Raw genomic sequence first — 13318 nt, 5'->3', positions numbered from 1 at the left:
TCATTGCGTCGTTAAGTCATTTTTTTGCAGCGTAAGTGCAATGACTCAATGACCTAATGAAAGAATGACTAATGAAGAAGCGGGTCCCGTTCTTTGGTAAAATGCTTATAAACCATTTTATCTAAAAATGCCGGGATAAATTTACTCAGGGCTACGGTAAGTTTGCCCTGACCGGTGAGGGTTAATGTGCGGGCCCGGTTTTCAATGCCATCAACAATATGTTTGGCCACCTCATCACTGCTCATCATTTTTTGTTCTTCAAGGGTGCTCTCGCCTTGCTGTTTGCCTTCGCTGTTCAAAGCGGTATTGCGTATGTTTGATGCCGTAAAGCCGGGGCAGGCTATTAATACATGCACCCCCGTTTTAAGATTTTCGATCCTTAATGAATCTAAAAACCCGTTCATGGCAAATTTCGATGCCGAGTAACCTGAACGGCCGGGCAAACCTTTATACCCCGCTATAGATGATACACCTACTATACTGCCTTTGGTTTTAGTAATTTCGGGCAGGGCATATTTGACGCAGTTAACCATTCCCCAAAAATTAACGTCCATCACCTGTTTCAGCACATCCACTTTTACATCCTTAAACAGGGCGCGCATAGTGATGCCTGCGTTGTTGATCAATACGTCAATTTTACCAAAAGTAATAAGGGCTTGTTTAATAAGCTGAGCGCAATCATCTTCATTGGTTACATCACACTGTATAGCTAATGCTTTGATTTTATATTCCCGCTCAAGCTGTTCGGTAAACTGGCAAAGGGTAACATATTGCCTTGCCGCCAGTACCACATTGGCGCCGCGTTTAGCACATTCATAAGCAAGTGATTTCCCGATGCCCGACGAGGCGCCGGTGATGATTACAATCTTATCATTTAACTTCATACGAAGGAGGAATTAGCTGGGGGATGCCTTCCACCTTAAGTTCGGGCACCTTAAATAAATATTTGGAGGCGAAGATAATCATAGCCCCATAATATTCTTTAATGTGTGCCCAGCTAAATTTAACCTTGTTTTGTATGTTAAAATTGATGATATATGTTTTGGGGAAATAGTAGTTTTTAAACCCGGCAAGCCTGATCCGGTATGAATAATCGATGTCATAGCCATAGGTATGAAAACGCTCATCCATTAATCCTACCTGGTTAAGTGCTTCTTTACGCAGCAGCATAAAGGCACCGTTGATGATATCCGATTCGGAGGTTTGAAACTCTTCAACCCAGTCTTTACTTTGCGGACTGGTAAGCCTTGATTTTGAAAAGTGTTTTGCCAGGCCGGTTAGTTTGAAAAAGGTTTCCCAGGGCTTGTTGAACCCGCGTTTTGATTCTTTTAAAAATTTACCTTCAGGAGTTATCATACGTACCCCCAAACCACCGGCGTCGGTATGCAGATCCATAAACTCAAGGGCCTTTTCTATGGTCTTCTTGCCTGTAATAGTATCCGCATTGACCAGTAAAACATACTCGCCTGTAGCCAGTTTAAGTGCATGGTTATATGCCCGGGCCATACCCTCGTTTTTATCGTTGGCTATTATCTTTACATCCGGAAATTCAGTATTTAACATGGCTATCGACTTATCAGCCGAAGCATTGTCGACCACAAAAACCTCGTGACTAACGTCCTGCGCGGCCCTGACCGCTGCATTCAGGGCAATTCTGAGCAGGTTGCAGGTATTATGGCTTACAACAACTATAGATAGTTTCATGCTATTTAGATAGTGAATTTTCGTACGGAACGCGGGTAGCTATGGAACGGCCCAAAGTTATCTCATCTACGTACTCTAATTCACCACCAAAAGCTATGCCACGAGCTATGGTTGTAATGGTAATATTGAAATTTTTTAATTTTTTGTGAAGATAGAATAAGGTTGTGTCACCTTCCATGGTTGCGCTCAGGGCAAAAACCACTTCTTTAACCTCGTTATCGGTAGTTGGCTTAAGGCGTTCGACCAGCGTATCCACCTGCAAATCTGACGGCCCAACGCCATCCATCGGCGATATTAAGCCGCCCAGCACGTGGTAAACACCATTAAACTGATTGGTATTTTCAATAGCCATTACATCGCGGGTATCCTCAACCACGCAGATAAGGCTGTGGTCGCGGCGGTGCGATGAGCAGATCTCGCAAACCGGCTGATCAGAGATATTATGGCAAACCCGGCAAAACTGTATTTCGTTGCGAAGCTTGGTTACCGCGGTACTGAAACGTTCAACATCCTGCTTATCCTGGTTAAGTAAATGCAGCACCAAACGAAGGGCGGTTTTTTGACCTACCCCTGGTAATTTAGCAAATTCGGCTACAGCATTTTCCAGCAATTTGGACGAAAAATTCATTGTGCGAAGGTAGGGAATTTAAGTCGGAAGTCCGAAAGTCGGATAAGTCCGGAAGTCTGGGAAAATCGGAAAGTCCGAAAGTTGGATGTTTAGATTTAGAAAATTTAAAGCAGAGAAGTTATGATTGGCAAATCTTACAATGTATTTGTATTTTGCAAAAAATCCTCCGGACTTTCGGACTTACCGGACTTACGGACTAAATAAAAAATCTTTCGGACTTCCGGACTTTCCGACTTCCGGACTTAAACAACACCTATGTCGCCAGGAGTATTATTGTCATTCATCATCGGTTATTTTTTGGTATTGCTCATCATCTCGTGGCTTACATCAAAAAAATCTTCGGATAACGATACCTTCTTTGTAGCCAACCGAAATTCCAAATGGTATTTAGTTGCTTTCGGGATGATTGGAACGGCGTTGAGCGGGGTTACTTTTATCTCCGTTCCCGGTAAGGTTGGCACCGATGATTTTGCCTATTTCCAGTTTGTGCTGGGCAACGCTGCCGGCTTTTTCGTCATAGCCACGGTATTGCTTCCCTTATATTACAGGCTTAAACTCACATCCATTTACAGCTACATTGAAGGCGCGTTAGGCGTTTGGAGCTATAAAACAGCTGCTGCTATATTCCTGGTGAGCCGGGTTATCGGCTCTGCATTTAGATTATACCTGGTGGTTATCGTACTGCAGAAGTTTATTTTCGACAGCTACCATATTCCCTTTGCGGTTACGGTGCTTATTTGTTTGCTGCTCATCTGGTCGTACACCTTTAAGGGAGGATTGAAAACCATTATCATTACCGATAGTCTGCAAACATTTTTCCTGGTAACATCTGTTTTCCTGTCGATATATTTTATTTGCCAGAGCCTGCACATGAATATTTTTGAGGCAGCCGAAACCATCAAAAACAGCAGCTACTCCAAAATATTCTTCTTTAATGATTTTATGAGCAGCAAGCTGCATTTAGGTAAACAGTTTTTAGGCGCCATGTTTATCACTATCGGCATGACCGGGCTTGACCAGGACCTGATGCAAAAAAACCTCAGCCTTAAAAACATCAAAGAAGCGCAAAAAAACATGTTCAGCTTTGTTGGCGTTTTCGTGATCATTAACATATTTTTCCTGAGCGTAGGCGCTTTGCTTTATATGTACGCTGCCAAAAACGGTATCAATGTTACCAAAACCGATTACCTGTATCCTACTATCGCCCTGCAATATTTAGGGCTTGTTCCGGCTATGATATTCATGCTGGGCTTAACAGCTGCTACCTTTGCCACTACCGATTCGGCGCTTACAGCGCTCACCACCTCTTTTTGTGTAGACTTTTTAGGTTTTAACAAGCGCAAGGATGTGAATAGCAAAAAAATGGTGGCCGTGCGCCATTGGGTACACATAGCCTTTTCGGGGTTGATGTTTTTAACCATCATCATATTTAACGCCATTAATAATGATGCTGTAGTTAGCGCCATATTCACCGTGGCATCGTATACCTATGGGCCGCTGCTCGGCCTTTATTCATTTGGCCTGTTTGTAGGCAACAGGCAGGTAATGGATAAACTGGTGCCCTTCATTTGCATACTCTCTCCTGCTATATGTTATTTTTTAAATGCCGAATCAAAATCAATTTTAGGCGGATATGTTTTTGGCAACGAACTCATCATTGTAAACGGATTAATTACATTTGTTGGCCTTTGGGTTGCTTCGAGCCCGAAAGTCGGGGAAGTCCGTAAGCCGGAAAACCTGGAGATCGGGTAATTAAAAAGTAAAACAACAAATAAACCGGAATCAATTTTCTTTGTACTTTGCATTAATTAATATAGAATAAAAACTTCCGGACTTCGGACGTTCCGACTTCCGGACTAAAAAAACACTTCCGGACTTTTGGACTTCCCGACTTCCGGACTAAAAAAAGAATATGACCGGAGAAGATAAAATAAGACAAGCTTTCGAGAACAAAAACTGGCAGGAAATTAAAGTTACCGACTCCTGGCAGATCTTTAAAATAATGGCCGAATTTGTTGACGGCTTTGAAAAACTGGCCAAAATTGGCCCATGCGTATCCATTTTCGGGTCGGCACGTACACATAACGATAACAAGTACTACAAACTGGCCGAAGAAACAGCACGTCTGCTTACCGAGCATGGTTATGGTGTAATATCAGGCGGTGGACCAGGTATTATGGAAGCGGCCAACAAAGGGGCTTATGAAAACGGCGGTAAATCGGTTGGCCTCAACATTGAACTGCCTTTTGAACAATTCCACAATAAATATATCGACAGGGATAAGATCATGGAGTTTGATTACTTCTTTATCCGTAAGGTTATGTTTATGAAATATTCGCAGGGTTTTATCATTTTACCCGGCGGCTTTGGCACTATGGATGAATCGTTTGAGGCCATTACCCTTATCCAAACAGGTAAAATTGCCCGTTTCCCAATCATTTTTGTTGGAGTTGAGTACTGGAAAGGCCTGTTTAAATGGGTTGAAGAAAAAATGCTGAACGATCAGCACAATATCAATCCCGACGACCTCAACCTTTATCGCGTGGTTGATACCGCGGAAGAAGCGGTTGAACACATCACCCGTTTCTATAACAAATACGTGCTTAAGCCAAACTTTTAACAGGCAATACAATAAAAAAATGCCGCTCCAACAGGGCGGCATTTTTGTTTGATATAGTTTTAGGTTTGCAATCAGCTATTTCATGTTTTGTTTTGGCGTAGCAGCAACCTCCACGGCAACCGGCGCTTTTGCCATGTCAATCATTGTGCTCACTTCTTCTACCAGCCCATCAGCCGAGCCATCAAACCCCACAACCTTAAAGCGGACATTGCCGTTTTTATCGATGATGAACTTGGTTGGAATACCGGTTACTCCAAATTGTGAAACCACTTTTGATTGCCTGCCATCGCTGCCTTTTTCATCTACCAGCACGTTAAAGGTGTAATTATTATCTGCAATGAATTTCTTTACGCCATCAATATAATTATCGCCGTTTTCCCAGGTATCAATAAACAGGAATTTCACATCCTCATCATCCTTATATTTATTTACAGCCATTTGCATCCCCGGAAAAGATGCTTTACAAGGGCCGCACCAGGTAGCCCAAAAATCAACTATAACAATTTTGCCTTTTAAGTCAGCCAGCGAAACGGTGTTCCCCGCAAAATCTTTAAGGGCAAATTTGGCAGCAGGCTCGTTGATCATTTGTTTAGCCACCTCCTCTTTCTTTTTGTTTTTTGCAATAGCCGATAAACCGGCCAGGTATTGATCGTAACCTGCTTCATTGCCTTTTAAGCCTACATAGGCCTTTTTTAACTCTTCTGCTAAAGCAGGGGAAACTTTAGCTGCCTTAAATGCGCCCTCAATCACATCTTTTGATTCGGCATATTTGCCAAGGGCATTTAAAATAAGTACGTAATGCTCGTTAGTGATAGGGTCGTTATCCTTGTTGTCTGTATAAACCTCTTTTTGATATTTAAGGGCCTCGTTATATTTTTTCTCTTTATATAAAATGAATGCGTAACTATCAGCATACATGTTATATACATCCTTATTTTGCTTTTGCATGCTTTTTACCGACATAAACGGCGAAGCCTCGGGATGCTTCATTTTTTCAGTAACGATGTCCAATGATTGTTTTAACAGCTTTTCAGCCTCGTCAAGGCGCTCATCTTTTTGAGCCCAGCCATAAGCTATGTTATTATAGCTATTTGCAATGCTTGATTTATTTTGGACTTGTGCTGCATAAGCATTAAAAGCAGCTGTATTACCATCAGTCAAAAAGCCGGTAGCCAGTTGTCCTCGTATATAATCTATTCGAGAACCTTTATCAGTAGCCATAGCCGGGAATTTGGCTATATATGCTTTATAAAGCGAATCTTTTTTGTGCACATCCTTCTCGCGCATCATGGCAAATTCCGCCTCGTTTTTTACGGATTCGCCGTTAGGGTACTTAGTTTTGATGATCTCGCCCAATGAATCGGCAGAGGCTTTTTTGTTGCGCCAGTTCAGGATATTAGCGGCCAGGATCAGATCTTTTTCTACCGTGCTTTTTTCAAGCGATTTAACCTTGGCGTTTAACATGGCCGAGGTAGCCGGGTCTTTTTTCTTGGCCAACAAGTAGTAATAATTAAACTGATAAGGCTTTTCGGCCTGTGGGTTAGTATCGTATTCCTTTTTAAACAAGGCCAGGCCTTCTTCAGAGTCGATTTTTATTTTGGCAAAATTACTGCCAACACCACTCGCCAATATGTAAGCTTTTGCTTCATAAGCACCCTGAACAGGTTTTTTTTCTTTATAAACTAAGTATACGTACCCTTTGTCATTATTATTATCAATATCACCGTTACTAAAAATCTTTACAAAAAAAGCTTTCGCTGCGGCAGGAATGGTAAAATCACCGGAAAGTAAAGTGCCATTAGGTTTTAGTTCGATGTCGGCTGCCGGGTTATCTTTCCCATCAATGTAATATACCTCTGCGCTGATATCCTTTTTACCGGCAACAGGCGTACCCTCCGGGTCATAAGTAATTTTAACTTTTTCAGTTGCCGATGGATAACTATCAGATAATGTAAGATGGTTACTTTGTGCAAAAACACTTTGCACTGCCAGCAGCGCCGGCAATAGCAGCATTGATTTGTGTGGTTTCATAGGTTTAACTAATTATATAGTTCAAGTTAAATACAAATTATTATAAATACAATTATTTTAACAATTATTAACGTTAATAATTTATTTTGCGCCATGGATAAGTCCGCCAAGAATAAACCCCAGGGAGCTTTAGGCTTTATATTTGTTACTTTACTGATTGATGTGGTAGGCTTAGGGATCATCATACCGGTACTGCCCAAACTGATTGAAAAATTGATCCACGCCGGGTTGAGCGAAGCTTCTTTGTATGCCGGCTTTTTAACGCTGGCCTATTCGGTAATGCAGTTCCTTTTTTCGCCAATGATAGGCAACCTGAGTGATAAGTATGGCCGCCGCCCGGTTCTGCTTTGTTCCTTACTGGGTTTTGGCATTGATTATTTGTTCCTTGCCTTTGCACCATCCATATGGTGGCTATTTTTAGGCCGCGCCATTGCGGGCATTACCGGCGCCAGCTTTACCACGGCATCGGCCTATATAGCCGATGTGAGTACTCCCGAAAAGCGCGCCCAAAACTTTGGTATGATTGGCGTTGCCTTTGGTCTTGGCTTTATCATTGGTCCGGCAATTGGCGGTGTGTTAGGTAAAATGGATGTTCAATATCCCTTTTTTGCTGCCGCAGGTTTGGCCTTTTTGAACGCCCTTTATGGTTTCTTCATCCTGCCCGAATCGCTGGATGAGGCGCACCGTCGCCCTTTCGATATTAAAAGGGCAAACCCGCTTGGCTCATTGCTGCAGCTTAAAAAATATCCGTCGGTTATTGGTTTGGCCCTATCGCTGTTCCTAGTATATTTTGCAGGGCAAGCCGTACAAAACGTTTGGACATATTTTACTTTCGAAAAATTTAAATGGGGCGAGGATACTGTTGGTTATTCTCTCGCCTTTATAGGCCTGATGATAGCGCTGGTACAGGGCGGCCTGATGCGCCTGATCCTGCCCAAACTGGGCATGGAACGTTGCATTTGGGTTGGCTTGCTGCTATATAGCATCGGCCTTATTCTTTTTGCTATGGCAACCCAGGGTTGGATGATGTTTGCATTTATGGTGCCTTATGCCCTTGGCGGCATTGCAGGCCCAGCGTTGCAGGGCATTATGACCAACCAGGTACCCGCCAATGAACAGGGCGAACTGCAGGGTGGCCTAACCAGCCTCATGAGTCTGAGCGCCATTTTTGGCCCCTGGGTAATGACCACTTTATTTTATTATTTCACCAACGATAAAAGGCCCTTCTTTTTTCCGGGAGCCCCCTTTATTTTAGGTGCAATACTGATGTTGATAAGCGCGTTGCTTGCTATCCGTAATTTCAAAAACGTGAAGAAAACCTCAGCAAAGGATGTGGATGCCTTAGCAACATTGCATTAAAAGCCAAAAGCAGAATGCACAAAGCTTAAAGCTTTGCTGTTGTTATTGTTGTAATACATGTTTGGAAGATGAAAATTATTGGGAGATTAAACAAAAACCACGTCATTGCAAGTAGCCAACAGGGAAATCCTGAAAAAAACCGTGATGCTGGTTAAAATATATTTTAGGGGACGATGAGCGGGAGCCGCGTTAGGGATTGCAGTGAAAAGCCCGGAGCATGGATTGGGCTTGCGCGGGAAAAGCGAGGACTTGTAACGGAAAGCCCGGGCCGCAGGCAACGCCCATATTGTAAAATTGATAGATAAACACCCTCAACCTGCCGTTGTTGGTGTTGTCGCAAACAATCATTTCGATCCTCATGTGTTAATAATATCATGAATGCACTATTGCCGGTCACAAAGTTGGTGATAACCACAGCGAAGAGTAGCAAAAGCGTAAGTATAAATTAAATATCAAACTGTAAAACAGCCCATAATAAAACTTTTAATCAGCTTAAACCTTTATCATTATTAATGAGCGCCAAACCTAAAAAACATACCGCCGCCTTAGGGTTTATTTTCGTAACGCTTTTTATTGATGTGCTTGGCTTAGGCATCATTATACCGGTAATGCCCTCGCTGCTCGAAAAACTGGGCAACATGGATGTGAGCACCGCGGCGCAATATAATGGCTATTTAACGTTCACCTACGCCTCTATGCAGTTCCTGTTTTCGTCGTTGCTGGGCAATTTAAGTGATAGGTACGGGCGCCGGCCTGTATTGTTAGGATCGCTTATTGGCTTTGGGATAGATTATATTTTCATGGCCTTTGCTCCTACTGTGGCCTGGTTATTTATCGGCCGTGCCATAGCGGGCTTTGCGGGCGCCAGTAATACCACGGCAACCGCTTACATTGCCGATATCAGTACAGGTAAAAACCGGGCGGCAAATTTTGGTTTGGTTGGGGCAGCATCCGGGCTTGGATTTATTATTGGCATAGGCACCGGGAGCTTTTTGGGTGCATTAAATGTGCGGTTCCCTTTTATGCTTGCGGCCGGTCTGGCACTCCTGAATGCGGCGTATGGCTATTTTGTATTGCCCGAATCATTAAATATCAAAAACCGCAGGCGTTTTGAATGGAAGAAGGCTAATCCCATTAGCTCATTACGCAGCCTGTCGCGATATAAATCCTTAACCGGATTGATCGGAGCATTCTCGTTGGTTTATATCGCCCAAAAAGCTGTTGAATATGTATTATCGTTTTACGTAACCGAAAAGTTTGACTGGTCGCTGAAAAGCATTGGCTTTTTAGGGTTTTTCATCGGCATTGTACTGGTAGCCATACAGGGAGGGCTCATCAGGTTTACCATTCCTAAATTCGGGCAGGAGAAAAACATTGTAGCCGGCTTACTATTCTATACCATCGGTTTAAGCCTCATAGCATTTGCCAACCAGGGTTGGATGATGTATGTGTTCATGGTACCTTATTGCCTTGGCGGTATTTCGGGTCCTTCACTTCAGGGTATGATTACCAGTACGGTATCAGCTAAAGAGCAGGGCGAATTGCAGGGCTCATTGACCAGTATCAGTAGTTTAGCAGTAATCATCGGCCCCCTTTTAATGAGTTCGGTGTTTCATTTGTTCACCCATCGCAATACTTCAACCTATTTTCCGGGCGCTCCGTATATTTTAGGTGCGATTTTAATGCTAATAGCCGTTTTTTTTGCGGTAAGAAGCTTCAAGAAAGCCAGGGTGACAGATTCAAAACAGGTGGAAGTGTTGCCGTAGGAACACGCAAGCCCCACCCAAACCCTCCCCGAAAGGGAGGACTTTGAAAATTCAAAAAAGTCTCCCCTACCGGGGGAGATTTAGAGGGGACTGGGCTAATCCAACCCGCTCACCCCGCCTGATATCACAAATTTCATCACATCGGCAGCACTCTTATCCATCGGTTTTACCTTATCCGCAGCAATGATGATCACCTGCCCCGCAAACGAGTAGGAATATGGGAAGTATACAGCCACCTCTCCGGGCAAGCCAATCTTTGCCAGGTCTTTCTGAACAAGGAAACCTATCTTTTTTAAACCGAACTCATTAACTTCAACCAGTACCGGTTCGTTGAACTTTTTCTCTTCGCCAACAAAGGCTTCTGTCAAATCTTTTATCGACGAATACAGGAACGCGAAGATGGGCAAACGTGCAAACCACCGCTTAAACCAGGCTTTAATTGGTTCGGTGATTACGTTGGTAACCAGCACCCCCATGATCATGATAACCACTACCACATTCAGGATCCCCAAGCCCGGGATATACATGTGCTTCCCGGTCTTATCAACCCAAAGGTCACTCAGGTTAAGCGCCTTATCAATGCTGGCCACCGCCCAGTACATCAGGAAAATAGCTGCGCCTACCGGTACAACCACCAACATCCCTTTTACAAAATACCTGAATAATGCCCGCGCTAACCTGTTCATTTTAAGCCCCTGATTTCTACTCGTAAAAGTACACTCTTTTTACCCTTTGCGAAATATTGGTTAATATTTCGTAGGGGATGGTACCTATCTGCTTTGCCAGTTCTTCAATGCGCTGGTGCTCATCAAAAATGATCACCTCATCGCCTTCATGCACGTCAAGGCCGCTCACATCCAGCATACACATATCCATTGTGATGTTGCCCACTGTAGGCACAAGCGTGCCTTTCACTAGCATTTTGCCAACGCCTTTGCCAAAGGCACGCAGGTAACCATCGGCATAGCCGATACGAACAGTAGCTATTTTACCGTCTTTAATAAGGCTCCCGCTTCGCCCGTAGCTAATTGTATCTCCTTTTCCAATCTTTTTAACCTGGGCAACGCTGGTTTTTAAACTGGCTATGGGCTGCAAACCCGCATCAGATCCCGGCACAGACGAATCGATCCCATACAACCCAATCCCCAATCGAACCATATCATAGTGCGCCGAAGGCCAGCGGATAATGCCGGCAGTATTGCAGATGTGCTTGATCACCTTATAACCCAGTGTGCGCTCTATCTCCTTAAAAGCCTTTTCAAAGCGCCTGATCTGCTTTTTAGTAAACTCGTCGTGTTCCGGACTTTCGCTTGCTACCAGGTGCGAAAATACCGATTGCACCCGTACGTAACGGTTGACCTCCAGCATATCGCACAGGGTTTCTATCTCGTAATTTTCAAAACCCAGGCGATGCATACCGGTGTCAATTTTAAGGTGTACCGGGTAACCGGCAATGCCTTGTGCCGAAGCATAGCCCACAAAATCATCTAATAAACCAAAACTGTAAATTACCGGCTCAAGCTTATATTCGGTGAGCTTATCAAATGCCGAAGCCTCGGGGTTAAGCACTTTGATGGGCAGGTTAATCCCCGCCTGTCGTAAAGCTACCCCCTCATCAATATAGGCAACCGCCAAATAATCAACCTTATTATATTGCAGCATATTGGCAACCTCAAAAGTGCCGCTGCCATAGCTAAAAGCCTTTACCATAGCCATCACTTTTACACCCGGCTTAAGCTTTGATTTATAAAAGTTGAGGTTGTTTAGTAAGGAGTTCAGGTTGATCTCCATTACGGTTTCATGCGCTTTTTGGGCCAACGCGCGGCTCACCTGCTCAAACTCAAAACTGCGCGAACCTTTGATCAGGATGGTTTCATCTTTAAAATTGAGCACTTTTAACTGTTGCAGCAGAGTGGCTGTATCTGCATAAAAATGTTGTTGGGCTATGTCAAAATATTGCTGATGGCCGAGCAGCGCCTCCCCTACACCAACAAATTTATCAATCTTTTTGGCCCGGATCAATTCGGCCACCTGTTTGTACAGCACATCCTGCTGCAGGCCCGATTGATAAATATCTGACAGGATCAGCGTCTTTTTTTGATGCTGATTTTGCTGCGATAAAAAGTTAAGCGCTATCTCCAGCGATTGCAGATCCGAATTGTATGAATCATCAATAACAGAGCAATTGTTTACGCCGTTTTTTAACTCCAACCGCATACTTACCGGCGCGAGGCGCTCTATGCGCTTATCCGCCTCCACCGCACTGTAGCCCAAAGCCAGCATGGTTGCCCAGCAGGTAATGGCATTTTCTACCGAGGCCTGGTCGGTAAAAGGAACGAGGCATTCTATCTCTTTACCCTGGTACCGGGCACGGAAGTAATAATTTTTAGAGATCACCGTCTCGCTGAAAACATACAGATCAGCTTCACGGAACTTACGGCTCCAGGTAAAAGTTTCTTTAGCCGCGATATCTTTTTCATAACCGATCAGCTGATCGTAATTATGGATCAGCAGCCTGCTGTTTTTGAATAGCCCAAGTTTTTCCAGGAGCTTTTGTTTGGGTGATTCAAAACCCTCGTCGTGTGCAGGGCCTATATGGGTGAGTACCCCTATTTCGGGCTTAATGATAGCTTCCAGTTTATTCATCTCATTTATGGTAGAGATGCCCGCTTCAAAAATCCCCAGTTCGTTCCGGTCGTTGATTTGCCATACGGACAATGGCACACCGATTTGCGAATTATAACTTTTAGGGTTTCGTACAATATTTTTATCGGCCGAAAGCAGCTGGTAAAGCCATTCCTTAACAATAGTTTTGCCGTTACTGCCCGTAATGCCAATTACCTCCAGCTTAAAGCGGCTGCGGTGATAGGCTGCCAGCATTTGCAGGGCAGCCAGCGGATCTGGCACGATCAAAAAGTTTGCGCCGGGCAGGTTAAACTCCGGGCCATGTTCTACCACAAAATTGCGCACACCGCCTGCGTAAGCTTCGGCAACAAACTCATGGCCATTGCGTCTGCCGCTCAGGGCAAAAAACAAGCCTTCGGCGGGGTTGTTAATCCTGCGGCTATCGGTAAAAAGCGAGCTGATCGGGTATTCTTCAACGATGTTGCCATCTGCCTTGATGATCTTTTTTATAGCGCTTATGGTGTACGTGTTATTGGGCATGCTGCTAATTTGGAGATATTAAAACAAATAGAATAATTTTTAACG

The 13318-nt window shown here is 43.9% G+C and carries 10 protein-coding genes; 4 read left to right on the top strand and 6 right to left on the bottom strand.

Annotation, left to right across the window (positions count from 1 at the left end):
* Window positions 1-68: 68 nt before the first annotated feature.
* From ACEN82_RS05400 to recR, 3 genes are read right to left on the bottom strand one after another with little or no spacing between them, the layout of a single operon-like run.
* Window positions 69-884 carry an SDR family oxidoreductase gene (locus ACEN82_RS05400; protein WP_413322353.1) on the bottom strand — a complete coding sequence of 272 codons (816 nt, stop codon included), beginning with the start codon at window positions 882-884 and terminating at the stop codon, window positions 69-71.
* Window positions 871-1704 (bottom strand): glycosyltransferase family 2 protein, encoded by an 834-nt coding sequence (locus ACEN82_RS05395; RefSeq protein ID WP_413322352.1) that lies wholly within the window; start codon window positions 1702-1704, stop codon window positions 871-873. The genes ACEN82_RS05400 and ACEN82_RS05395 overlap by 14 nt, the downstream gene beginning before the upstream one ends.
* A gap of 1 nt (window position 1705) precedes the next feature.
* A complete protein-coding gene (recR, locus tag ACEN82_RS05390) occupies window positions 1706-2332 on the bottom strand; it encodes a recombination mediator RecR (RefSeq protein WP_112654519.1) in 627 nt (208 codons plus the stop codon).
* Between the two features lie 255 nt (window positions 2333-2587).
* Here recR and ACEN82_RS05385 point away from each other — a divergent pair, with 255 nt between their 5' ends.
* Entirely contained in the window at window positions 2588-4084 is a 1497-nt protein-coding gene (locus ACEN82_RS05385) for a sodium:solute symporter (protein WP_413322351.1), read from the top strand.
* A gap of 160 nt (window positions 4085-4244) precedes the next feature.
* Window positions 4245-4952: an LOG family protein gene (locus ACEN82_RS05380; protein ID WP_188834739.1), complete on the top strand. Its 708-nt coding sequence runs from the start codon at window positions 4245-4247 to the stop codon at window positions 4950-4952.
* A gap of 75 nt (window positions 4953-5027) precedes the next feature.
* On the opposite strand, the gene ACEN82_RS05375 is transcribed toward ACEN82_RS05380, so the two are convergent.
* A complete protein-coding gene (locus ACEN82_RS05375; RefSeq protein WP_413322350.1) occupies window positions 5028-6983 on the bottom strand; it encodes a redoxin domain-containing protein in 1956 nt (651 codons plus the stop codon).
* Window positions 6984-7076: 93 nt separating this feature from the next.
* On the opposite strand from ACEN82_RS05375, the gene ACEN82_RS05370 reads away from it, so the two are divergent.
* Both ACEN82_RS05370 and ACEN82_RS05365 read left to right on the top strand, forming a co-directional pair.
* Window positions 7077-8342, top strand: coding sequence for a TCR/Tet family MFS transporter (locus tag ACEN82_RS05370; protein ID WP_413322349.1), 1266 nt, complete (start codon window positions 7077-7079; stop codon window positions 8340-8342).
* Between the two features lie 512 nt (window positions 8343-8854).
* A complete protein-coding gene (locus ACEN82_RS05365) occupies window positions 8855-10108 on the top strand; it encodes a TCR/Tet family MFS transporter (protein WP_413322348.1) in 1254 nt (417 codons plus the stop codon).
* 95 nt (window positions 10109-10203) lie between these two features.
* On the opposite strand, the gene ACEN82_RS05360 is transcribed toward ACEN82_RS05365, so the two are convergent.
* A complete protein-coding gene (locus tag ACEN82_RS05360; RefSeq protein WP_112654514.1) occupies window positions 10204-10794 on the bottom strand; it encodes a DUF502 domain-containing protein in 591 nt (196 codons plus the stop codon).
* Between the two features lie 16 nt (window positions 10795-10810).
* Window positions 10811-13273, bottom strand: a complete 2463-nt coding sequence (locus ACEN82_RS05355) for a bifunctional UDP-N-acetylmuramoyl-tripeptide:D-alanyl-D-alanine ligase/alanine racemase (protein ID WP_413323174.1) — start codon at window positions 13271-13273, stop codon at window positions 10811-10813.
* Window positions 13274-13318 lie beyond the last annotated feature (45 nt).

Source organism: Mucilaginibacter sp. Mucisp73, assembly GCF_059491465.1.
The sequence above is the reverse complement of the archived record's forward strand: the minus strand, read 5'-3'. Positions and strand labels throughout refer to the sequence as shown.